We start from the raw sequence: 22550 nt of genomic DNA on the forward strand, positions 1-22550 counted from the left end.
ATCGCAGCCCGGAGACAACGGTGCAATTCCACGACTCGATGATCAGCCTCGTCGGCAACACCCCGCTCGTCAGGCTCAACAACGTGACCGCGGGCATCCAGGCGACCGTCCTGGCCAAGGTCGAGTACTTCAATCCCGGCGGTTCCGTGAAGGACCGCATCGCGCTGCGCATGATCGAGGCGGCCGAGCAGAGCGGGGAGCTGAAGCCCGGCGGCACCATCGTCGAGCCCACCTCCGGAAACACCGGGGTCGGCCTCGCCATCGTGGCCCAGCAGAAGGGCTACAAGTGCATCTTCGTCTGCCCCGACAAGGTGTCCCTCGACAAGATCAACGTGCTGCGCGCGTACGGCGCCGATGTGGTGGTCTGCCCGACCGCCGTCGACCCCGAGCACCCGGATTCGTACTACAACGTCTCCGACCGGCTCGTACGCGAGACGCCCGGCGCCTGGAAGCCCGACCAGTACAGCAACCCGAACAACCCGCTCTCCCACTACCACTCCACGGGCCCCGAGCTCTGGGAGCAGACGGAGGGGAAGATCACCCACTTCGTGACCGGTATCGGGACCGGCGGCACGATCTCCGGCACGGGCGGCTATCTGAAGGAGATCTCCAAGGGCGCGGTCACCGTCGTCGGCGCCGACCCCGAGGGGTCCGTGTACTCGGGCGGCTCCGGGCGGCCCTACCTCGTCGAGGGCGTCGGTGAGGACTTCTGGCCGACGGCGTACGACCGCAACGTCACCGACGAGATCATCGCCGTGTCCGACAAGGACTCCTTCCAGATGACCCGGCGGCTCGCCAAGGAGGAGGGGCTGCTCGTCGGCGGTTCCTGCGGCATGGCCGTCGTGGCGGCGCTGCGGGTCGCGGAGCGGCTCGGCCCGGACGATGTCGTGGTCGTCCTCCTGCCGGACTCCGGCCGCGGCTACATGAGCAAGATCTTCAGCGACGAGTGGATGAACGACTACGGATTCCTGGAGCAGGCCGGTGACGCGCCCCGCGTGGGCGACGTGCTGCGCCGCAAGGAGGGCGGCGCGCTGCCCTCGCTGGTCCACATGCACCCCGAGGAGACGGTCGGCGAGGCGATCGAGGTCCTTCGCGAGTACGGCGTCTCGCAGATGCCCATCGTCAAGCCGGGCGCCGGCCACCCCGACGTGATGGCCGCGGAGGTCATCGGCTCGGTCGTGGAGCGGGAGCTGCTCGACGCGCTCTTCACGCAGCGCGCCTCCCTCTCCGACCCGCTGGAGAAGCACATGTCGGACCCGCTGCCGCAGGTCGGCTCCGGTGAGCCGGTCGCGGACCTGATGTCGGTGCTCGGCGGCGCGGACGCGGCGATCGTCCTGGTCGAGGGCAAGCCGACGGGTGTCGTGAGCCGGCAGGACCTGCTCGCGTTCCTCGCGGAGCAGCAGGGGCAGTGACGTCGGTGAACTCCGCTTCGCGGAAGCGGTACGAGCACGTCATGTGCGCGCAGCACCCGCTTAACACGGCTGCGGCACATTGGTGGGTGTCGGCGTCAGGACATCCGGAGCGGCTCCCGGACCTCCACGGACGCCTGGACGTGGCCCGGCTCTGACCCGGGCCTGCGTCCCTCGCGGGGACCGCCGTCGTCCCGCCCCCTGGGGTGACCCGGGGGTGCGGCGGTCCCCGCGCTGACGCAGGGGTCTACCTCGCGCCTTCCCTGCGGGCCGGTGGGGGTTGCTCGCGCAGTTCCCCGCGCCCCTGGGGAGTCCTCCTCGCCGCCCGCCGAAGGGTGCTGTCTTTAGGGGCGCGGGGAACTGCGCGACCAGCCCCCACCGGCCCGCAGGCCGTATGAATCAGCCGTCCCACTCCGAGGGGCGATCATCGCGCCGGCGGCCGAAGGCCGTGCCGCGCAGTCCGTGCACCGCGTTCACGCCGAGGATGCCCGCCCAGGAGATGAAGAGACCCGTCAGGCCCGCGTTGGCCGAGGCGATCGCGGAGAGCGGGATCGCGAGGACCAGCGAGATGACGCCGAAGCCGAAGCGCTCGCTCCAGGAGTCGACGGGGCTGCCGGGGGAGCGGGCGCCGCGGGCGACGACCATCTGCTGCTCGGCGAGGTGGCGGCGCAGACGGCGGTCGATCGTGCCGTCCAGGCGCTGCTCGACCTTCCCGAGGAACGAGTCGACCAGGGCGGAGTCGTACTCTTCGCCGAGCTCTCTGCGGGCGTGCAGAGTGGCGTCGAGTTCCTTCTTGAGTTCCGCGTCACGGGCTTCCATAACCGTTCACGTTACGGGGCCGGGGGCCTTGCTCGCGGTGGGGCTATCCCCCCTTTCCGCCCGGCCACGGACCAGTAAAGGACCGCGGGCACCACGAGCCCCACGATCCAGGAGATGTCGGCGCCGCCCAGCGCATCGACCAACGGGCCCGTGTAGAAGTGCGTGACGAGGAAGGGGAGCTGGGCGAGGAGGCCCACGCCGTAGACGGTCAGGGCGTCCCGGCGCCAGGCGCCGTAGCGGCCGTGCGGGTCGAAGAGGGCGGGGATGTCGTACCGCTCGCGGGAGATCAGGTAGTAGTCGACCAGGTTGATCGCCGACCAGGGCGTGAAGAACGTCAGCAGGAACAGCAGGAAGTCCTTGAAGGACGCCAGGAAGCTGTCCTTGCCGAGCAGTGCGACCGCCGTGCCCGCCACCATGATCACGGCGATGTACGCGGCCCGCCCGCGCGGCCCGAGCACCTTCTGGCCCCGGAATCCGCTGATGCTGGTCACCATCGACATGAAGCCGCCGTAGGTGTTGAGCACGTTGATGGTCAGCTTGCCGAGGGCGATCACGAAGTACAGGAAGGAGGCGATCAGGCCGGTGCCGCCGAGGCCGACGACGTACCCGACCTGGTTGGCGAGGAAGGCGTCCCCCGCGCTGGCCGCGACGAGGACCCCGAAGGTCATGGACCACTGCGAGCCGATCGCCGAGCCGGACAGCGTCCACCAGAACGTGGCCTTCGCCGATGTCGTACGCGGCAGATAGCGCGAGTAGTCCGCCACGTACGGGCCGAACGCGAGCTGCCAGGACGCCGACAGGGAGACGGCGAGCAGGAACATCGGCAGGTCGAAGCGGGCGTCGCCGAGCAGCGCCCCGACGTCCACGCGGGCGGCGAGCCGGATGCCGAGGTAGACGAACGCGAGCGCGCAGATCACGCTCGCCACCCGGCCGAGCGCGTGGATGACGCGGTAGCCGACCGCCGCCATGACCGCCGTGACGGCGGCGAAGAGGATGATGCCCGTGGTGTCGTTCGTGTGCGTCAGCTCGGCCGTCGCCTGTCCGGCGAGGACGCTGCCGCTCGCGAAGAACCCGACGTACATGAGGATGACCAGGAGCAGCGGGACCACCGCGCCCTTCACGCCGAACTGGGCGCGGGACTGGATCATCTGCGGCAGGCCGAGCCTCGGGCCCTGCGCCGAGTGCAGGGCCATCACCGCGCCGCCCAGCAGATTGCCGAGGACGAGGCCGGCGAGCGACCACACCACGTCGCCGCCGAAGACGACGGCGAGGGCGCCCGTCACGACCGCGGTGATCTGCAGATTGGCGCCGAGCCAGAGCGTGAACTGGCTGAACGCGGTGCCGTGCCGTTCGTCGTCGGGGACGACGTCGATGGAGTGCCGCTCCACCAGGCCTTCAGCTGCCATGCCCGTCAACTCCCTTGCTGAGCTGCCTACTTCTTGGCTATTCCGTGGCGCGTGGCCCAGTCGTCCGCGACGTCCTCCGGGTCCTTCTTGTCCTTGTCCACCAGGCGGTTGAGCTCGGTGAGCTGCTCGGTCGTCAGGAGGGCGCCCAGGCGGGCGAGCGCCTTGCGGACCGTCGAGTCGGCCTTGCGGTCGGCGATGAGCGGGACGACGTGCTGGCCGGGGATGAGGTTCTTGGGGTCGGTGAGGACGACCCACTTCTCGGCGGCGATGTCGGTGTCGGTGGTGAAGAGGTTCGCGACGTCGACGTCGCCCTTGCGCAGGGCGCCCTTCACCAGCGGCCCGGACGAGTCGAGGGACTTGAACTCCTCGAACTCGACGCCGTACACGTCCTTGAGGCCGACCGCGCCGACCGTGCGCTTCTTCACCTCGGGCGCGGCGCCGATGACCAGCTTGCCGTTGTGCTTGGCGAGGTCGGCGAGGGACTTGAGGCCGTACTCCTCCGCCGTCTCGCGCGTGACGACGAACGCGTCGGAGTCCTCGGCCCGCCCGTACGGGAGGATCTGCAGGCCGCGCGGGAGGCGCATGGCGAGGGCGTTCTGCATCTCGCCCTCCTCGGTGGCCTCCGCCTTGGGGTCGAGGTAGTGCAGGAGCGCGCCCTGGTACTCGGGCAGCAGGTCGATGTCGCCGCCCTTGAGCGCGGGGATGAGGATCTCGCGGGTGCCGAGGTTCGGCCGGACGCTCGTCTTCACGCCCGCCGCCTCCAGCGCGGCCGCGTACAGGTACCCGAGGACCTGGTTCTCGGTGAAGTTGGCGGTGCCGATGGTGACGCCGCCCTTGCTGGAGCCGCCGCCACCGCCGCCGGAACCTCCCCCGTCGAGGGAGGTGATACCGCCGCTGCACGCGGCGAGCGCGGGGACGGAGGCGGTGGCGAGGAGTCCGCCGAGGAGGGTTCTGCGGTTCATCGTGGGAGCTCCTAGGCCTGTTTGGCGGGACGGTGGCGGAAGAGGGCGCGCTGAAGGGCCGAGAGGGCGAGATCCAGTACGACGGCGACGAGGGCCACGAGCACGGCGCCGCCGAGCACCTGGACCAGGTCGCGCTGGGCGAGGCCGTCGAAGACGTACCGGCCGAGACCGCCGAAGGAGACGTACGCGGCGATGGTCGCCGTCGCGACGACCTGGATCAGCGCGAGCCGCAGCCCGGTCATGATCAGCGGCAGCGCGAGCGGCAGCTCGACCTGGAACAGCACCTGGTGGGCGCGCATGCCCTGGCCGCGGGCCGCGTCCCGCACCTCGGGGTCGACGGCGGTCATGCCCGCGTACGTGTTGGTGACGATGGACGGGACCGCGAGCGCGACGAGCGCGATGTAGACGGGCCACATGGAGAGCCCGCTGGCCAGGAAGACCAGCACGACCAGGCCGACGGTGGGCAGCGCCCGGCCGAAGGAGGCCAGGTTGATGGCGACGAAGGCGCCGCGGCCGGTGTGCCCGATGAGCAGGCCGAGCGGCAGCGCGATGGCGGCGGCGACGAGCGTGGCGAGCAGCGAGTACTGGAGGTGCTCGGCGAGCCGGTGACCGATGCCGTCGGGGCCGGTCCACTGCTCGTCGCTGACCAGCCAGGCGCCGAGGTCCTTGAAGAGTTCGTACATGTCAGGCGCTCCCACGGCGTCGTCGGGTCCAGGGCGTCAGGACGTACTGGAGGGTGACGAGCAGCGCGTCCGCGACGAGCGCGAGCAGCAGCGTGAGGACCACGCCGACGATCACCGGGGTGGGGAAGTTGCGCTGGAACCCGTCCGTGAAGAGCTGTCCGAGACCGCCGTCGCCGATGTACGTCGCCACGGAGACGAGGGAGATCGACATGACCGTCGCGATCCGTACGCCCGCCATGATCACGGGGAGCGCGAGGGGCAGCTCCACGGTGAGGAGCGTGCGCAGGGGCCGGGTGCCCATGGCCTTGGCGGCTTCCTTCGTCTTCGCCGGGACGGAGTCCAGGCCCTCGACCGTGTTCCGCAGGAGCACGACGAGCGTGTAGATCGTCAGGCCGATGACGGTGGTGGTGCGGGTGAGGCCGCTGACCGGCAGGAGCAGCACGAAGACGGCGATGGACGGGATCGTGAACAGGACGTTCGAGAGCCCGAGGAGGAGTCCTCGCAGGGGGCGGACGCGGTGTGCGAGGACGGCCAGCGGGAGGGAGATCAGCAGCCCGAGGGCTACGGCGGAGAGGGCGGCCTGGAGGTGGGAGAGGGTGAGGGTGGTGAGGTCGTCGGTGTGGTCGGCGATCCACGACCAGTCGACGGTCACGGGGTGCGCTTCGCTGTGGTGCGGGGGGCTGTGGCCTCGTCGTCCGGGCGGGCGGGGTCGTCCGTGGTGCGCGGCCCCGTCTGCCCCCGGCGGTTCCCTGGTGGGTGCGGGTCGTCTGTGGTTGCTCGCGCAGTTCCCCGCGCCCCTGACTGGTCCACCTCGCCCGGCGCCGCTGAGGCGCCCCTGGAAGGGGCGCGGGGAACTGCGCGACCAGCCCCCACCGGCCCGCGGACGGAACGACCCCTCTCATGGGCCGCGCCCGCGTACTCGTGGATGTCGTCGCGGGACGAGACCCCGGTCAGCGCGCCCGCCTCGTCGACGCGGGCGACGAGCCCCGCAGGCGAGGCCAGGGACTCGTCCAGCGCGGCGAGAAGCGAGTCCGTGTCGCGCAGCGGGCGTACGGGGACGTCCGCCGCGTCACCGTCCTTGTGGCGCCACGCGAGTGGGGCCCCCACCGCGTCCAGGCGGAGCGTCCACGCCCCGCCCTCCGGGGCGGGACCCTGGGGAACACCCGCCAGGCTCGTCAGCGACAACAGCTTCAGGCCGCGCTCCGCGCCCAGGAAGTCCGCGACGAAGTCGTCCGCGGGGCGGGCGAGGAGCTCGGCGGGCCCGGCGCACTGCACGAGGTGGCCGCCGGTGCGGAAGACGGCTATGCGGTCACCGAGCCGTACCGCCTCGTCGATGTCGTGCGTGATGAAGACGATGGTTTTGGACAACTCCCGCTGGAGGCGGAGGAGTTCGTCCTGGAGCTGGGTGCGGACCACCGGGTCCACCGCGCCGAACGGCTCGTCCATGAGGAGGACCGGCGGGTCGGCGGCGAGCGCGCGGGCCACGCCGACGCGCTGTTGCTGGCCGCCGGAGAGCTGGTGCGGGTAGCGCTTGCCCGCGTCCGGGGCGAGCCCGACCGTCTCCAGGAGCTCCGCCGCCCGCGCCCGCGCTTTCTTGCGGCCCCAGCCGAGCAGCAGCGGCACCGTGGCGACGTTGTCGAGGACCGTGCGGTGCGGGAAGAGGCCGGCCTGCTGGATGACGTAGCCGATGGAGCGGCGCAGCTCCGCCGCGTCCTGTTCGAGGATGTCGCGGCCGCCGACCCGGATCGTCCCGGAGGTCGGGTCGACCATGCGGTTGATCATGCGGAGGGTCGTCGTCTTGCCGCAACCGGAAGACCCGACGAGGACGGTCACGCCGCCTTCCGGCATGTCCAGGGTGAGGTCGTGGACCGCTGTCGTGCCGTTCGGGAAGCGCTTGCGGACCGTGTCGAACTGGATCATGTGGAGTCCCTTGCCCGGCTGTATATCGTCATGCAGAGTTCTCGCTGTCTGAATAAGTTGTCAATAGGGTGCGGTGTGCCCCGCGTAAAACACCGGTAACAAGTGGCCGCAGGGCAAGACAGGACGTCCGATTGGGGAGGGAATGCGAGTGAAGTCGTCTCGTATCGCGGACACGGCGACCGGCGACAGGGGAGCGGTCGTCGTCCTCGACGGCCGGGGAATGATGGTCGCAGACGTCGTACGCCTGGCCGAATCCGACGCCCGGCCCGTGCCCGCCACCGACGGCATGAAGCGCGCCGAGGAGTCCTGGAACGCCGCGCGGGAGATCGCCGCCTGGGGCCGCGTCTACGGCCGCTCCACCGGCGTGGGCGCCAACCGGAATGAGGACGTGCCCACCGAGGCGGCCGCCGACCACGGCCTCAGGCTGCTCCGCTCGCACGCCGGGGCCATCGGCGCCGAGCTGCCCGCCCGGCAGGTCCGCGCCATGCTCGCGGTCCGCGCCAACCAGCTCCTCGCCGGCGGCGCGGGCCTGCGTCCGAGCGTCGTCACCGCGCTCTGCGAGGCCCTGGAGACCGGCGCGTACCCCACGGTCAACGAGTTCGGCTCGGTCGGCACCGGCGACATCGCCGCCCTCGCCCAGATGGGCCTCGCACTCGCCGGCGAACACCCCTGGCGGGGAAGCGGGACACCCCCGGAGCCCCAGCCCCTGGACAACAACGACGCCCTCGCCCTGATCAGCAGCAACGCCCTCACCCTCGGCCAGTCCGCACTCGCCCTGCACGAACTGCGCGGCCTGATCGGCGCCACGCAGGTCGTCGCCGCGCTCTCCCTGATGGCGGTCGACGGGTCGTACGAGGCGTACGCGCTCCCCGTGCACGAGGCGCGCCGCCACCCCGGCTCCTACGCGGTCGCCGAACACATGCGGCACCTCCTCGGCGCCCCCGACCGGCCGACGCCGCCCCTCGGCCGCATCCAGGACCCCTACGGCTTCCGCTGCGTCCCGCAGATCCACGGCCCGGCACACGACGCGGCCGACGCCCTGGAAGCCGTCCTCACCGTCGAGATCAACGCCGCCGCGGAGAACCCCCTGATCTCACCGGAGGACATGGCGGCGTACCACCACGGCGGCTTCTACCTCGCCCAACTCGCCCTGGCCCTCGACCACTTCCGGCTCTCCGTCACCCAGGCTGCCCGCCTGTCCACCTCGCGGCTCTCCACGCTCAACGAACCGGCCTTCACCCGCCTGCGCCCCTTCCTCGCCGACGGCGAACCCGCCTCGTCGGGCGTCATGATCCTCGAATACGCGGCCGGCGCCGCCCTCGGCGACCTGCGGGCCTTCTCCGCGCCCGCCTCCCTCGGCCACGCGGTGCTCTCCCGCGGCGTCGAGGAACAGGCCAGCTTCGCCTCGCTCGCCGCCCGCCAGACACTGCGGGCCTGCGAGGCGTACCGCATGGTGGTGGGGTGCGAACTGGTCGCGGCGGTAAGGGCGTTGCGCCAGCGCGAGCTGCGCCTCGACCCGGCGACACCGCTCGCCCGGGCCTTCGAGCTCGCCGACTCCGTCCTCGAAGCGGAGATCGCGGACCGGCCGCTGACGGATGATGTGACGGCGGCGGCGGGACTCCTCGACCGGTTCACCCGGCTCCGGTCGGAAGTCGGCCGGTCGGAACCCGGCGCCGGAACGACCGCGGATACGGACATCCTGAGGGGGACGGCATGAGTGACAGCCCTGCCGCGCGACTGCAAGTGCTCTTCGAGGGCCACCGGCTCACGCCCACCCAGCGGCGCATCGCGCACTGCATGGTGCGCAGGGCCGCCGACGCGCCCTTCCTCTCCAGCGTGGAACTGGCCGAACTCGCCGGAGTGAGCCAGCCCTCGGTCACCCGCTTCGCCGTCGCCCTCGGCTTCGACGGCTACCCGGCCCTGCGCAAGCACCTGCGGGACGTCGCCCCCGCGGAGGCGTCGGGTGCGACGGCCGTCAACGAGTACCAGCAGGCGGTCGAGGCGGAGATCGAGAACCTCAGGCACCTCGCGGAGGTCCTCGCCGACCCGGCGCCGGTGGAACGCGCGGGCCGCCTCCTCGCCGCGTCCCGCCCCCTACCCGTCCTCGGCCTGCGGGCGGCCGCCTCCCAGGCGTACGGGTTCTCCTACTTCGCCGCCAAGGTCCACCCCGACGTACGCCTCCTCGACGAGGGCGGCACGATGCTGGCCGACCGCATCGACGCGGCGGTCCGCGCGGGCGCCACGTCCCTCCTCTGCTTCGCGCTGCCCCGCCACCCCCGCGAGGTCGTCGACGCGCTCGCCCACGCCCGGTCCGCGGGCCTGACCGTCGTCACCGTCGCCGACTCCGCGTTCGCCCCGGTCGCCGCCCACTCCGACCTCCTCCTCCCGGCCGCCGTCGGCACGGGCCTCGCCTTCGACACGGCCTGCGCCCCGATGCTCCTGGGCCGCGTCCTCCTGGAGGCGATGTGCGACGGCCTGCCGGACGCGCAGGCCCGCCTGGAGGAGTTCGACGTACGGGCGGCGGCGCGGGGGCTTTTCGTGGAGTGACCCGCGTCCTCTACGGCTTGGGCATCGAGAAGCGGAAGAGCCTGCCCGACCAGGTGGCGTACAGGGAGTCGCCGACGACCTCCGCCGCCCAGGGTCCGGAGCCGCCCGTGGCCCGGTGGTGCCACACCTGCTCGCCGGTGCCGGCGTGGAAGGCGTACAGGCCCTTGCTGCCCGCGGCGAGGAAGAGTCCGCGCAGGGCGCCCAGGAGGGCGAGGCCGTCCAGGCCCGCCCCCGCCGTCCAGCGTGCCGCGCCGGTCCTGGCGTCGAGCCCGTGCAGGACCTTCTTGTCCAGGTGGCAGACGGTCGCGCCGGCACGAGCGAAGCCGCGGTTGCCGCGGGCGGCGGTCCGCACCGTCCACAGGGTCTTGCCGGAATCCGGGTCGAAGGCGGTGAGGAGGCCGCGCTTCGAGCCGCTGAAGCCGGTGCTCGGATAGCAGAAGAGGGTGCCTTCGAGCAGGCTCAGGGAGCCCGACCAGCCCAATATCTCGGCGTTCGTGGGCGGGAGTCCGGTGGGTTCGCTCCAGCGTGTCCGGCCGTCGTCGGGGTCGACGGCCAGCAGCTTCATCCTGGCGTCGATGCCGTAGAGCACCTTGCTCTTCTCCGGTGGGTAAAGGGTGACGAGGTCCTTCCCCCATACGCGCTCACCCGTGTCAGGGTCGAGGGCGGAGTAGCCCCTGAGCATCGCGCCCGGAGTGGTCTTCGACGCGTCGCCCCAGACGAGCAGCGCGCCCGCGGGGGTGGCGCCGAGGGCCATGCTCACGTCGTCTTCGTCGCGTGAGGTCCACCGCACCTCACCGCTCGACGCCTCCAGGGCCCGGAAGCGTCCGCCGCTCCTGGCCATGACCAACCCGCCGTCGGCGTAGTCCAGTTCGGGCGCGCTGCCCTTGGCCGGTGGCGCGTCCCACAGCTTCCTGCCGGACCGGCCGTCGAACGCGTGCACCTTGCCGTCGGTGCGGACCGTGTATACCCGCTCGTCGTCGGCGAGGGCGTCTGTGTTCTGGCCGCCGAGGTCCTTCCACAGGAGCTTGCCGGTGCCCCGGTCGAAGCAGGCGCCGGCGGCCTTCTCGGTACAGAGCAGCGTGGACCGGGTCACCGCGCGCAGGAACATGCCGGGCCGTGGGAGGTCCTTGGTCCAGTCGAGTTCGGGAACGGCCGTGTTCCCGCCGCCCCCGCCCCGTGAGCGCAGGAACCAGAAGGTGCCCCCGGCCGCCGCGGTCACGGCGAGCGCGCCGCCGCCAGTCAGCAGCCGGCGGCGGCTGAGCAGCGGGCCGCGCAGCGCGCCCTGCAGCGTGCGCTCGTCCTCGGTCACCTGCAGCTCGACCGCGCCGAGCCAGCCGGCGGTCGTCCCCGGGCGCAGCCACGCCTGGAGCTGTTCGACGGTGGGGCGGCGGGCGGGATCCTTGTCGAGGCACGCGGCGACGATGCCGAGCAGGCCGGGCGGCACGCCGGTCAGCTGCGGCTCCTCGTAGGCGGCCCGGTAAAGCAGCGCGTGGACCGCGCCGGTGCCGAAGGGCGGGGCGCCGGTGGCGGCGAAGGCGAGCACGGCACCGAAGGCGAACACATCGCTCGCGGTGGTCAGTTCGCCTCCCCTCGACTGCTCGGGCGACATGAAGCCGGGCGATCCCGCGACCTGCCCCGCGGCGGTGAGCACCGTCCCGTCGACGGCCCGGCTGATGCCGAAGTCGATGACGCGCGGGCCGTCGAGGGTGAGCAGGATGTTGGACGGCTTGAGGTCGCGGTGGATGAGCCCGGCCCGGTGGATCGCGGCCAGCGCCTCGGCCAGGCCGCCGCCGAGTACGCGCAGGGTCGGCTCGGGCATGGGCCCGTGGGCGTCCAGGGCGTCGGTGAGGGAGGGTCCCGGGATGTACGCGGTGGCCAGCCACGGCTGCGGCCCCTCGGGGTCGGCGTCCACGACCGGCGCGGTGAAGGCGCCGGAGACCGCGCGGGCGGCGTCGACCTCGGCCTTGAAGCGGCGGCGGAAGTCGGGGTCGGCGGCCAGCTCGGGGCGTACGACCTTGACGGCCACCGCGCGGCCGCTGCGCGAGGCGGCGAGGTGGACACGGCCCATGCCGCCGGCGCCGAGCTCCCGGATCACCCGGTAGGGGCCGATGTACGTGGCGGGGGCGGCGGTCGGCGGGGGTGGCATGGTCACGGGGTGTCGCTCCGGAAGGCGTGGAGGGTGGTCGCGGAGGCGGCGAAGAGGGTGCCGCCGGAGATCTGCAGCAGCCAGTCGGTCCTGCCCGCCTCTTTGGCGGAGGACGGCTGGTGTGCCCAGAGCGGTCTGCCGTCGGAGGCGCGCAGGACGACGAATCCCGGCACGTCACCGGTGGCCCAGGTGGCGACGGCCACCACGGAGGAGGAGACGGTGGGCCCCTGGTCGTGCGCGCCGCCGGTGGTCGTCAGGCGCACCGGGCTCGCGGTGTGCCACACCTGCTCACCGCTCCGCGTGTCCAGGGCGAACACGGTGCCCGGACCGTCGTAGAGGTAGGCCCGCTCGCCGCGGACCCTGGCCGCGCTGATGGTGGTCGTCTCGTTGACGGCGGTCCACAGCTTCTTGCCGTCGGTGACGCGGAAGGCCTGCGCCTTCGTGCTGGTGACGAGCAGCGTCCTGCCGTCGGTGGACAGGTGGGGGTAGGCGCCGGGCTTGACGACGTCCGGGACCTTCCACCGCTCGGCGCCCGTGCGCAGGTCGAGGGCGCGGAGTGTGCCGTTGTCCTGGAGGAAGCAGCGGCTCCCGTGGGCGTACGCCTGGAAGTCGCTGCCCTTGATCCTGCGCGACCACAGCACCTCACCCGATCCGAGATCGACCGCGAGGGCCCCGTAACCCTTGTGGCCGCTGGTGCCGAGGACCGCGACCGGACCGGCGACGGACAGGACGTCGTCGACGAAGTCGGCGGACTGGGCGCCGGCGCCCTGCTCGGTGACCGTGTGGCCGAACTTCTGCCTGCCCGCGGCGTCGACGCCGAACACATAGCCGCGCTCACCGCTCCAGGCCGAGGCGAACAGGAACGGCCCGCACACGCCCAGCCACTTCGGGTCGGTCGAGACGTCGGAGGGCATGCGCAGCGAACCCGTCCAGCGTTCCTTCCCGGTCGCGGTGTCGTAGGCGGTCGCGCGTCGCTGCTCCCAGTGCACCAACGCGTCGCCGAGGAGCTGCAGTCGAGCGCTCTGCAGCTTCTTCAGCGGGACCGACCACCGCGGCTTCGGCCCGGCCGGGACCTTGGGCTCGGGCCGCCCCGTGCTGCCCGCACTGCCGCTGCTCCGGGCCGGGTCCTTGCCGGGCTCCGACCGCCACCCGGCCAGCGCCGCGGCCCCGCCGCCCGCCGCGACGGTGGTGCCGGCCGCGGCGATCCACAGGAACCTGCGGCGGCTCGGCCCCCGGGCGGTGGCGAACGCGTCGTCGGGCGGCGCGAGGGACGCCATGGGCACGGGCGGTGCGGAGACCAGGACGGCGGCATGGGCCCCCCGCCGCGCCAGGTCCTCCCGCAGCCCCTCGGTGAGCAGCGCGGCAGGGTCGGCTGGCCCCAGCGCGGCCAGCACCGACGCGGCGGCCGGCCTGCGGACGGGGTCCTTGTCCAGACAGGCACCGATCAACTGGGCCAACGCCGATGGCACCCCGTCCAATTGGGGCGGGTGGTGGACGGCCCGGTAGAGGATCTCGGCCGTCCCTCCGGAACCGAAGGGGCCGCGCCCGGTGGCGGCGAAGACCAGGACGCAGCCCAGCGAGAAGACGTCGGCCGCCGGCCCGGCCTCGCGGCTCGACACGATCTGCTCGGGCGCCATGAACCCGGGCGTCCCCATCACGGCGCCCGTCCGCGTGACCTGCGTGGCGTCGACCGCGCTGCTGATGCCGAAGTCGATGACGCGGGGCCCGTCCTCGGCGACGAGTACGTTGCCGGGCTTGAGGTCGCGGTGGACGATGCCGGCGTCGTGGATGGCGAGCAGCGCCTCCGCGAGCCCGGTGCCCAGAGCGCGCAGTCCCGCCTCGGACAGCACACCGAAGCCGCGTACGACGTCGTGCAGCGAGGGTGCGGGGACGTAGGCGGTGGCCAGCCAGGGCTGCGGGGCGTCCGCGTCCACGTCGAGCACCGGCGGGGTGAAGAAGCCGCTCACGCGCCGGGCCGATCCGGCCTCGCGCCGGAAACGCCCGCGGAAGTCGGGTGCCTCGGCGTACTCGGGCCGGATGACCTTCAGGGCGACCAGCCGCGACCCCGGCGACCTGGCCAGGAAGACCCTGCCCATGCCGCCCTCGCCGAGGAGCTGGAACACCTCGTAGGGGCCGATCCGGGCGGGGCGCTGTACGACTGCGGGGTCGCTGCCTTCGTAGGGATGTGTGTGCACGTCGTCGCCGGGGCGGTCAGCTCAGCGAGCCGAGCACGTCACGGGCGGCGGTGACGACGACGTCCTCGGCCTGCTTCCGGGTGAGGTCGGAGGTGTCCTGGCTGTAGACGAGGTCCACCCTGAGCGAGGCGTTGCCCTCACGGACGACCACCTTGGCGTAGGTCAGGGACCCGCCCCGGGCGTCGACATGGTGGGCGGCGAAGGCCTCCTCGCCGAGCCCGCTGACGGGGTGGGGGTCCTCCACCTTGTTGCCCGTGACCGCCCTGAGGAGGCCCCTCTTCTTGAGGTCGTACTGACCCTCGACGCTCGCGCTGACCGTGAGGCTCACGTCCAGGCTCTGATAGCGGTTGTAGTCGGCGGGCTCCCACCTCGGCATCCTGGTCATCATCGTGGACAGGTCCTTCTCGTCCATCAGACCGGGCGTGCACTTGCCGCCGGGCGCGATCTTCTCGATGGTGGCCGCCTTGATCAGGTCACATCCCTTGGGCACCTTGGTGAACGCCTTGCCCGGCGTCGGCTCCTCGGGCGCGGCGGCACCTCCCGGCTTGCCTCCGGGCGCACTCCCGGGCGCTCCCGGCTTGGCCGACTCGCTGCCCTTGTCGTCGTCCCCCGACGTGGCGACGACCACCACGCCGACGACCACGGCGGCGGCGAGCGCCGCGGCGCCGCCGATCAGCCAGCCGCGCGAACGGCCACCGCCGCGCGGGCCCGAGCCCCCGGGGCCGCCGGGGCCGCCCGCCGGGACCGGCTGCGACCAGGCCGAGGGCGCGCCCGGCGCCTGCGGCGGTACGGGCGGCGGCGCCTGGCCGGGCATCGGCGGCGGCGCCTGCCCCGGCATCGGAGGCGGAGCCTGGCCGAAGCCGTGCCGGGGGTCCATCTGCGGGTTCTCACTCACGGAACGGCTCACTTCCTCGACCGGGGGCCGGACATGACCCGCCGCACCTTCTCGCGAGACACTGCAATGCCGATGAAATCCTGCTGAAGCAGAGGACTCGGCTGCCGCGGGGAAACCACGGGGCACTACGGGGAACCACAGGAACCACGGGGGAGTTCGGTGTGGATACGAACGCGACGGACACAGCGGGTGCGGCAGGCGCGGCGAGTGCGACCGGTGCGGCGAGTACGGCCGGTGCGGAGGCCGCCGCGGACCGGCTGCGCGTCGCGCTCCTCGGCCCGGTCGGCGCCCACCGCGGCGAGGCGCCGCTCGACCTGGGTCCCGTACGGCGTCAGGCGGTACTGGCCGCGCTGATCCTGCGCGCGGAGACGCTCGTCACCCGGCAGCAACTGCTCGACGACGTATGGGGACTCGAACCCCCGGGCACGGGCCACCGCGTCCTGCCCAGCTACGTCTACCCCCTACGCAAGGCACTGGACGCGCCCGGCACAGGACCCGCCGCGTCCGTGATCCGCGGTGAGCGCGGCGGCTACCGCTTCGTACCCGGCCAAGCACGCACGGACCTCGCGGAGTTGGCGGCGGAGGCGGGCGCGGCGCGCGGCGCGAAGGCGGCGGGTGACCTCACCGCCGCCCTCGACGGGTGCACGCGCGCACTGGCCCTGTTCCGCGGGGAGCCGCTGGCCGGCCTGCCCGGCCCGCTCGCGGACGCCGAACGGCAGCGCCTTGCCGGGCAGCGGCGCGCCCTCCACCAGGAGCGGGCGGAGTGCCTGGTGCTCCTGGGCCGGTACGCGGAGGCCCTGGACGAACTGGCGGCGGCACCGACGGCGCGGCCGCACGACGAACCGCTCGCCGCCCTGCGCATGCGCGCGCTCTACGGCAGCGGGCGGCAGGCCGAAGCGCTCGCCGCCTACCGGGAGACGCGGGACAGGCTCCGCGACGAACTGGGCGTGGAGCCCGGCGACGAACTGCGGCGGACGCACCAGGCCGTACTGCGCCGTGACGACCCACTGCTGCTCGGCCACCCCGCGACACCCCGCACCACGGGCCCCTCCACACCCGCCCGAACGCCGCCACCACCCCGCCCCCGCCGCAACGAACTCCCCGGCGACACCGCCTGGCTCGTCGGACGGGAAGACGAGTTGGCGCTGCTCACCGCGCCGGTGCCGGGCGGCTCCGTCTCCGTGGCCGCCGTGGACGGCACGGCGGGTGTCGGCAAGACCGCGCTGCTGGTCCGTGCCGCCTGGACGCTGCACGACCAGTACCCGGACGGCTGTCTCTTCGTGGACCTGCACACGCACGGCGCCCCGCACGAGAGCCTGCGTCCGCAGCGCGCGCTGCACCGGCTGCTGCGTGCCGTCAACGCCGCCGACGACGAACTGCCCGACGACCAGCAGGAGTTGGTCGCCGCCTGGCGCGCGGCCACCAGCTCCCTGCGGCTGCTCCTCGTCGTGGACGACGCCCGCAGCGCGGAACAGGTGCGGCCCCTGCTGCCCGCGGGCCCGGGCAGCCGGGTCCTCGTGGCCGGCCGCCAGCGCCTGCCCGGCCTCGACGCCGACCGGCGGCTCACCGTGGAGCCGCTGGACACGGGCGAGGCGGTCACCCTGCTCACACGACTGCTGGGCGAGCCGCGCGCCGAGCGGGAACCGGAGGCCGCACAGGAGCTCGCCCGCCGCTGCGGCGGCCTCCCCCTGGCGCTGCGGATCGCCGGGGCCCGGCTGCAGAACCGCCCGGCCTGGACACTGGCCCACCTGGTCGGCCGGATGTCGGACGACGAACGCCGCCTGGGTGAGCTCAGGGCGGAGGACCGCAGCGTGGAAGCCGCGTTCCGGATGTCGTACGACCTCCTCGCCCCCGAACTGAGGCGCGGCTTCAGGGCGTTGGGCCAGTCGCCGACCGCCGACTTCGACGGGCTCACCCCCGCCGTCATGCTGGGCCGCCCGCTCCGGGACGCCGAGGACGTCCTGGAGCGCCTGGTGGACGCGAGCCTGTTGCAGCAGCCCCGGCCCGGCCGCTACCGGCTGCACGATCTCGTACGCGACCACACGCGCCGCCTGGCCGCCGCCGAGCCCGCGGAGGCCGCCGCGGACCGCGCCGCCGTGCTGCACCTCTACACGGCCGCCGGGCGCATGGCCAGCGACTGGGGGCCCGAGGGCTTCCCGACCGGCCCCGACGTCTCCGGCTCGCCCTTCCCGGACTGGCGGGAAGCCGACGCGTGGCTGGAGGCCGCGGGCGGCCAACTCCTCGACGTGGTCGCCTTCGCGGCGGCCGGCGGGCAGCGCGACCACGCCTGCTGGATCGCCGAGTCCCTGGTCGACCCGCTGGTCCGCCAGGGCCGCTACCACGAGTGCCGATCGGCCCTGGAGCTCGCACTGTCCGGCGCCGACCTGGCCGACGACCGGCGAATGCCGTCCTCCCTGCGCAACTGCCTGGCCATCGCGGACATCTACCAGGGCCGCTTCCAGCAGGCGCACGCCTGGTGCACCGACGCGCTCCGCATCGCGTGCCGCCGGGGCGACCTGCGCGAACAGGCCCGCGCGACGGCCGGGATGGGTGCCGCGGAGCGTGCCCTCGGCCGCTTCCCGGCGGCGGCACGGCACCTGAGCGAGGCCATGGACATGGCGGCCCGGCTCGACGACGACTGGCTGGCCGGGATGTCGAGCTGCAACCTCGGCGCCCTCCACGACCAGCAGGGACGGCACGAGGAAGCACTCACGTACTACGCCACGTCGCTCACCTTCGCCGAGAAGATCGGCCGCCCCAGGATGATCAGCAAGACCCTGTGCTTCACCGCGGAGGCCCACTTGGCGCTCGGCCGGCACACCGAGGTCAAGGACCTCGCGCGGCGGGCGGCGGAGCTGGCCCGGGAGGTCGGCGACCTGCAACTGCGGGCGACGAGCCTGTCCCTGCTCGGCGCCGCCGAACACGGCCGCGGCAACCTGCCGTTGGCCGTCACGCTCCAGCGGGAGGCCCTGGCCACGCTCACCGAGCACACCAGCAGACCCCTGGAGACGCAGGTCCGCCGCAGGCTCGCACACACCTACGCGGCGGCGGGCCACCCGGCCGAGGCCGAGGAACAGCTCCGCGCGGCACGCTCCCTGGAGGCCTGACCAGGCCAGGACACCTGCTCTCACCCTCTCCTCAGATTCCGGCGCTAACCTCCTCCGCCGAAGAAGCACGCCGAAGAAGCACGGCGGGAGGCAGGGGAGGCGACGTGGGACGCGGTGGACACGGGCTTGTGAGGGTGCCGGTGGTCGTACGGGCCGGGGCGGCGCCCCTGTGGTGGCTCGGGGTGGTGGCCGCCGGTGTCGGGGCGCTGCCGGACGGGGTCACCGGGCGGCGCATCGGGGTGCTCACCGGCGCGGCCCTCTTCATCGTCGTGGCCGCTGTCGTCGCGTACGCCCGCAGGAAGCGTTACGACGTCCTCGCCCGCGAGGCGACCCGCGCCGGGAAGTACGACGTGCTGCAGAGCCGGTCCGTGACCGTGCGCAACTGGCGGCGCGGGCACCGCTGGTGGCTCGCCGCCGCGTTCCTCGCCGCCCTGGGCACCGCCTTCGCCGTCCCCGTCGCGGGCGGCGCGGTCCTCGCGGGCGTGGCAGCGGGCCTGTGGGCGAAAGCGGCATGGCTCGGCCGCCGCGAGCGGGACGGCGACGTACTCCTGTGGGTACGCGTCGACTGGCTCGGGCGACGGGCGGGCGCCCCGGCGGGCAAGCCCGTCAAGGGCTACCGCAGCACGGGCGTCGCGGCGGGCGACGCGGCTCCGGGCGGCGCCCGCCGTACGGCCGCGGCCGGTGCGCGGCGGTGAGGACGTGGGGGGTCCGGCCACCGGTCAGACGTCGAGATCCGCCTCGATACGCATGAGCTGGTGCCGGGCCATGGCCAGGTTGGACCTGTTCTTGTCGAGGGCCAGGTACAGGAACAGGCCGTTGTTGTTGCGCCCCTTGATCAGCCGGATGAGGTGGTACTGGGAGCCGAGCGAGATGAGGATGTCCTCGATCTCGTCCTTCAGGCCGAGCAGTTCCATGGTGCGGAGCTTGGCGCGCACCACGTCGGTGTTGCCGGCCGCCGCCACGGACAGGTCCAGGTCCTTGCCGCCGCCGATGGTGCCCAGGGCCATGCCGCTCGTGTAGTCGACCAGGGCCGCTCCGATGACTCCCTCGATCGAGGTGGTCGCTTCCTTCAGTGCTGTTTCCGCGTTGGTCATGGTGCGTGCGCTTCCTTTCCGGCTGCAGGGTGTCCTTGATGACGAAGGTGCTGAGGCTGATGTAGGGGACATGGGTCAGGTGCTCTCCGCTCGTTCGACGGCGGCGTCGACCAGTTCTCCGATGAGAACGCTGGAACGGCGGGCCTCCAGATGCAGCCGGCCCACGTTGACGCGGGGCTCGGCGAGCAGGGTCAGTACGGCCGAGGAGCCGGCCGTGTACGTGGCCACGTAGCCGTCCTCGCCGCGGATGAGCAGTTCGCGGAAGCCGCCCTGGTGGGTGGCGTCGGACAGCCGCAGGGCCACTCCGAGTGCCGCGGCGGTGAGCGCGCAGACGCCCTCCGCCTCCACGTCCGCGGCGTCCTGCGCGAGCAGGAGCCCGTCGACGCTGGCCGTCAGGGCGCCCCTGAGCTGCGGAATCCTGGTCCGCAGCCGTTTCAGCTCACTGAGTACGTCGGCTTCGGCAACCATCAGGTGTCTCCTCCCGGGGCGCTTCCACAGCGCGAAGACCTTCACGACGACCGGAGCCGTGCCGGGTGAGCGGAACGGCGCTTCACAGGGTTGCCTCGAGACCGTCACGGACCTTGCGCAGCAGGGCGATGCCCGGTTCGCGGTCCGCGAGGGCCGGGACGGGAAGGGCCACCGCGGGGGAGTCCCGCGCCCGGGGCGGCTCCACGAGTCCGGCGGCGGCCAGCCGCCCCACCTCGATCAGGGTGTGGAAGGACGGACGGCCCAGGGCACGCGCGATCGCGGCGGGTGTGCGGACGCCGTCGGCGAGGCGCAGCAGGGCCCGCTGGCGTCCGGTGACGGTCTGGCCGGGCGCGGGAGGGCGCGGCACGACCGGGGCGGCATCGACGTCGACGGCGTCGTCCGTACAGCACCAGACGCTGTCGAGGAGGGCCCGGCGGCGGCGCGTCTCCCGCTCCACGGCCTCGGCGGGGACGGGCCGCAGCCGGCCGAGCCAGTGCGCGACGCCGTAGCGGAACCGGGTGGGTCCGCTCGCCGGGCCGAGGACGAAGAACGCGGCGTCGAACAGCGCGCCGAGGTGGCACAGCTCCAGCTCGCCCGCGGTCACCTGCCCGCTGTCGACCAGCTGGCGCCCCACCTCGTGCCGGGTCCCCGCCTGGGAAAGAGCCTCCTGCCAGCCGTGCGGGGGAAGCACCCCGCCGGCCGTGAGCAGGACGTCGATGCCCGGGGCCAGCGGGCTCTCCGCGTGCGCCACGCGGCCCTCGACGAGGTAGAGGACACCGTGGTCGCGCAGCAGGGCGCCGGTGGCCCGCTCCCCGGCCAGACGCATCAGCATCGGGGAGGTGGCGGGCGCGGTGATCCGCATGGCCGTCACACCAGCACCAGGCGTACGGAGAGGTCCCGCAGCCGCATGCGGGCGAGTGCGAGGTTGCCCGTGTGCCGGTCGAGCCAGAGGTAGAGGAAGACGCTGCTGTCGAAGGTCGTCTCGACGAACCGGATCAGATGGAAGCCGGTCCGGGTGGTGAGCATGAGGTCCTCGACGGGCAGCTCTTCACGGCCTTCACGGCCTTCGCAGGCTACGAGGTCGGAGAGCGGGGCGAACGCCTGGTACTCGGCCGCCGCCCGCGCCACCTCCGCGGTCTCCGCGGCGGTGGCCTCGTGGTCTCCGTTGGGCGAGTCGCCGACCGAACCGAGGGAGAGCCCACTGGTCCAGTCGACGATCGCCGCGCCGCGCGCGCCGGGCAGTGTCATCGCGGTGAGCAGACACTCGTCGATTCCGGGCACGCGGTTCCCCTTCCCCCAGGGCGGTACCGGACGGCAGCGCCGTCCGGTGTGAGGAAGGTACGCAGGAAGGGTGGAGTTTCCGGGGGTACTGGCAACTTCCGGTGGAACATGCCCGAGCCCGACGGGACCGGTGCGAGGACTGTTCGAAGTCACGACCACGCCTGACCGAGTGCGTCACCCGCATGACCGCGCCGTCCCCCGACCGGGTACCTGTACGCCCGCCGGGTCAGTCGGTCAGTCCTCGCCCCGCGCCTTCAGGACCGCCTTGTTGACCCCCCACAGGGCGACGCCGATGGCGATCAGGACGCCCGCCCGGATGTAGACCTCGGCGGGGCGGTCCGCCAGTGGGCTGGCGAGGGTCAGGGCGGTGATCGCGCCCAGGACGGGCAGCACCGTCGGCGTACGGAAGTGCTCGTGCTCGACGGGGTCGCGGCGCAGGACGAGCACCGCCACGTTGACCACCGCGAAGACGCACAGCAACAGGAACGCCGTCGTGTCGCCGAGCCCCTCGATCTCACCGGTCGACACCAGGCCGATGGCCAGGAGGGAGACGAAGACGATCCCGACGACGGGTGTCCGGCGCTTGGCGAGCACGCGGCCCATGGCGCGCGGCAGGATGCGTTCGTTGGCCATGCCGTAGCAGAGCCGGGAGGCCATCATGATGTTGATGAGCGCGGAGTTGGTGACGGCGAACAGGGCGATCAGGGCGAAGAGTTTGTGCGGGAAGTCGACGCCGCCGGCCTTCACGACCTCCAGCAGCGGGCCGCTCGACCCTTCGAGCGTCTTGTAGTCGACGAGGAGGGACGACACGAGCGCCACCAGGACGTAGATCGTGCCGGTCACCGCGACGCCGATGAAGATGGCGCGCGGGAAGGTGCGGACGGGGTCCTTCGTCTCCTCGGCCATGTTCACGGAGTCCTCGAAGCCGACGAAGGCGAAGAAGCCGAGCGCGGTCGCTCCCAGCACGCCTGTCATCAGGGCATACGCGGTGCCGCCCCCCGCCTCGAACTCGGTGAGGCGGGACGGCTCGCCGTCCCCGGACAGCACGGCGTACGCACCGATGGCGAGGATGATCGCGAGTCCGGTCAGCTCGACGAGGGTCAGCACCACATTCGTCTTGACCGACTCCGAGACGCCCCGCAGGTTCAGCGCCGCGAGCAGCACGATGAAGGTGATGGCGATCAGGGTGGGCGGCAGCGCGTCGCCCGTCAGCTCGCCGAGGTAGTCGCCGCTGAAGGCGCGGGCGGCGGCGCTCGCGGACGAAAGCCCCGAGCACATCACCATGAAGGCGATGATGAAGGTGAGGAACGGCGTCTTGAACGCCTTCTGCGTGTAGAGCGCGGCACCGGCCGCCTTCGGGTACTTGCCGACGAGTTCGACGTACGACGCCGCCGTCAGGATCGCCACGACGAACCCGATCGCGAACGGCACCCACAGGGCTCCGCCGACCTTCCCCGCGACCTTGCCGGTGGTGGCATAGATCCCCGTGCCGAGGATGTCGCCGATCACGAAGAGGATCAGCAGCTTGGGGCCGACGGCACGGTGCAGCGCCGGCTCTTCGGCCGGTGGTGGTGCGGTGGCGGACGTGTCCGATGTCGTCACAGGAGCCTCCCCCGGG

At 72.7% G+C, this 22550-nt stretch carries 19 protein-coding genes; 5 read left to right on the forward strand and 14 right to left on the reverse strand.

Annotated features, from left to right (window positions below):
• Positions 1–20 precede the first annotated feature (20 nt).
• Complete coding sequence (locus tag ACI2L3_RS10035) at positions 21–1412, forward strand: cystathionine beta-synthase (protein WP_404751824.1); 1392 nt, start codon at positions 21–23, stop codon at positions 1410–1412.
• Positions 1413–1808: 396 nt separating this feature from the next.
• Here ACI2L3_RS10035 and ACI2L3_RS10040 read toward each other — a convergent pair whose 3' ends face one another.
• From ACI2L3_RS10040 to ACI2L3_RS10065, 6 genes are read right to left on the reverse strand one after another with little or no spacing between them, the layout of a single operon-like run.
• Positions 1809–2228: a hypothetical protein gene (locus ACI2L3_RS10040; protein ID WP_404751825.1), complete on the reverse strand. Its 420-nt coding sequence runs from the start codon at positions 2226–2228 to the stop codon at positions 1809–1811.
• A gap of 11 nt (positions 2229–2239) precedes the next feature.
• Positions 2240–3634, reverse strand: a complete 1395-nt coding sequence (locus ACI2L3_RS10045) for a purine-cytosine permease family protein (RefSeq protein WP_404751826.1) — start codon at positions 3632–3634, stop codon at positions 2240–2242.
• Between the two features lie 26 nt (positions 3635–3660).
• Entirely contained in the window at positions 3661–4596 is a 936-nt protein-coding gene (locus ACI2L3_RS10050; protein ID WP_404751827.1) for an ABC transporter substrate-binding protein, read from the reverse strand.
• 11 nt (positions 4597–4607) lie between these two features.
• Positions 4608–5279, reverse strand: a complete 672-nt coding sequence (locus ACI2L3_RS10055; RefSeq protein WP_404751828.1) for an ABC transporter permease — start codon at positions 5277–5279, stop codon at positions 4608–4610.
• A 1-nt stretch (position 5280) separates the two neighbouring features.
• Positions 5281–5931 carry an ABC transporter permease gene (locus ACI2L3_RS10060; protein ID WP_404751829.1) on the reverse strand — a complete coding sequence of 217 codons (651 nt, stop codon included), beginning with the start codon at positions 5929–5931 and terminating at the stop codon, positions 5281–5283.
• Positions 5928–7199, reverse strand: a complete 1272-nt coding sequence (locus tag ACI2L3_RS10065; RefSeq protein ID WP_404751830.1) for an ABC transporter ATP-binding protein — start codon at positions 7197–7199, stop codon at positions 5928–5930. The genes ACI2L3_RS10060 and ACI2L3_RS10065 overlap by 4 nt, the downstream gene beginning before the upstream one ends.
• 142 nt (positions 7200–7341) lie before the next feature.
• On the opposite strand from ACI2L3_RS10065, the gene ACI2L3_RS10070 reads away from it, so the two are divergent.
• Positions 7342–8916 (forward strand): aromatic amino acid ammonia-lyase, encoded by a 1575-nt coding sequence (locus tag ACI2L3_RS10070; RefSeq protein ID WP_404751831.1) that lies wholly within the window; start codon positions 7342–7344, stop codon positions 8914–8916.
• A complete protein-coding gene (locus ACI2L3_RS10075) occupies positions 8913–9746 on the forward strand; it encodes a MurR/RpiR family transcriptional regulator (protein WP_404751832.1) in 834 nt (277 codons plus the stop codon). Before ACI2L3_RS10070 ends, ACI2L3_RS10075 begins: the two co-directional genes overlap by 4 nt.
• Positions 9747–9756: 10 nt before the next feature.
• Here the strand turns inward: ACI2L3_RS10075 and ACI2L3_RS10080 are convergent, their stop codons facing one another.
• Genes ACI2L3_RS10080 through ACI2L3_RS10090 form a run of 3 tightly spaced genes read right to left on the reverse strand, consistent with a single transcriptional unit; the run spans position 9757 to position 14982 of the window.
• Positions 9757–11892 carry a PQQ-binding-like beta-propeller repeat protein gene (locus ACI2L3_RS10080; protein WP_404751938.1) on the reverse strand — a complete coding sequence of 712 codons (2136 nt, stop codon included), beginning with the start codon at positions 11890–11892 and terminating at the stop codon, positions 9757–9759.
• A 2-nt stretch (positions 11893–11894) separates the two neighbouring features.
• Entirely contained in the window at positions 11895–14087 is a 2193-nt protein-coding gene (locus ACI2L3_RS10085; RefSeq protein ID WP_404751833.1) for a PQQ-binding-like beta-propeller repeat protein, read from the reverse strand.
• A 16-nt stretch (positions 14088–14103) separates the two neighbouring features.
• Positions 14104–14982 carry a hypothetical protein gene (locus ACI2L3_RS10090; protein WP_404751834.1) on the reverse strand — a complete coding sequence of 293 codons (879 nt, stop codon included), beginning with the start codon at positions 14980–14982 and terminating at the stop codon, positions 14104–14106.
• A gap of 161 nt (positions 14983–15143) precedes the next feature.
• Here ACI2L3_RS10090 and ACI2L3_RS10095 point away from each other — a divergent pair, with 161 nt between their 5' ends.
• Complete coding sequence (locus ACI2L3_RS10095) at positions 15144–18089, forward strand: BTAD domain-containing putative transcriptional regulator (protein ID WP_404751835.1); 2946 nt, start codon at positions 15144–15146, stop codon at positions 18087–18089.
• Between the two features lie 104 nt (positions 18090–18193).
• The gene (locus tag ACI2L3_RS10100) at positions 18194–18784 is read left to right on the forward strand and encodes a hypothetical protein (RefSeq protein WP_404751836.1); all 591 of its coding nucleotides are present in this window, start codon (positions 18194–18196) and stop codon (positions 18782–18784) included.
• Positions 18785–18808: 24 nt separating this feature from the next.
• Here ACI2L3_RS10100 and ACI2L3_RS10105 read toward each other — a convergent pair whose 3' ends face one another.
• The 5 genes from ACI2L3_RS10105 to ACI2L3_RS10125 all read right to left on the reverse strand — a co-directional run bounded on the left by ACI2L3_RS10105 (position 18809) and on the right by ACI2L3_RS10125 (position 22534).
• Positions 18809–19183 (reverse strand): hypothetical protein, encoded by a 375-nt coding sequence (locus ACI2L3_RS10105; protein WP_404751837.1) that lies wholly within the window; start codon positions 19181–19183, stop codon positions 18809–18811.
• Between the two features lie 75 nt (positions 19184–19258).
• Positions 19259–19651: a roadblock/LC7 domain-containing protein gene (locus tag ACI2L3_RS10110; protein ID WP_404751838.1), complete on the reverse strand. Its 393-nt coding sequence runs from the start codon at positions 19649–19651 to the stop codon at positions 19259–19261.
• An 82-nt stretch (positions 19652–19733) separates the two neighbouring features.
• Complete coding sequence (locus tag ACI2L3_RS10115) at positions 19734–20513, reverse strand: transcriptional regulator (RefSeq protein WP_404751839.1); 780 nt, start codon at positions 20511–20513, stop codon at positions 19734–19736.
• A gap of 5 nt (positions 20514–20518) precedes the next feature.
• The gene (locus ACI2L3_RS10120) at positions 20519–20932 is read right to left on the reverse strand and encodes a hypothetical protein (protein WP_404751840.1); all 414 of its coding nucleotides are present in this window, start codon (positions 20930–20932) and stop codon (positions 20519–20521) included.
• 234 nt (positions 20933–21166) lie between these two features.
• Entirely contained in the window at positions 21167–22534 is a 1368-nt protein-coding gene (locus ACI2L3_RS10125) for an APC family permease (protein WP_404751841.1), read from the reverse strand.
• Positions 22535–22550: the final 16 nt, after the last annotated feature.

The sequence above is a fragment of the Streptomyces sp. NPDC029674 genome (assembly GCF_044903205.1).
Lineage (GTDB): Bacteria > Actinomycetota > Actinomycetes > Streptomycetales > Streptomycetaceae > Streptomyces.

Coding starts and splice junctions, on each gene's coding strand:
- ACI2L3_RS10045 (WP_404751826.1), bottom strand. CDS start 3,634: ATGGCAGCTGAAGGCCTGGTGGAGCGGCACTCCATCGACGTCGTCCCC.
- ACI2L3_RS10115 (WP_404751839.1), bottom strand. CDS start 20,513: ATGCGGATCACCGCGCCCGCCACCTCCCCGATGCTGATGCGTCTGGCC.
- ACI2L3_RS10110 (WP_404751838.1), bottom strand. CDS start 19,651: ATGGTTGCCGAAGCCGACGTACTCAGTGAGCTGAAACGGCTGCGGACC.
- ACI2L3_RS10040 (WP_404751825.1), bottom strand. CDS start 2,228: ATGGAAGCCCGTGACGCGGAACTCAAGAAGGAACTCGACGCCACTCTG.
- ACI2L3_RS10080 (WP_404751938.1), bottom strand. CDS start 11,892: ATGCCACCCCCGCCGACCGCCGCCCCCGCCACGTACATCGGCCCCTAC.
- ACI2L3_RS10055 (WP_404751828.1), bottom strand. CDS start 5,279: ATGTACGAACTCTTCAAGGACCTCGGCGCCTGGCTGGTCAGCGACGAG.
- ACI2L3_RS10070 (WP_404751831.1), top strand. CDS start 7,342: ATGCGAGTGAAGTCGTCTCGTATCGCGGACACGGCGACCGGCGACAGG.
- ACI2L3_RS10105 (WP_404751837.1), bottom strand. CDS start 19,183: ATGACCAACGCGGAAACAGCACTGAAGGAAGCGACCACCTCGATCGAG.
- ACI2L3_RS10065 (WP_404751830.1), bottom strand. CDS start 7,199: ATGATCCAGTTCGACACGGTCCGCAAGCGCTTCCCGAACGGCACGACA.
- ACI2L3_RS10075 (WP_404751832.1), top strand. CDS start 8,913: ATGAGTGACAGCCCTGCCGCGCGACTGCAAGTGCTCTTCGAGGGCCAC.
- ACI2L3_RS10050 (WP_404751827.1), bottom strand. CDS start 4,596: ATGAACCGCAGAACCCTCCTCGGCGGACTCCTCGCCACCGCCTCCGTC.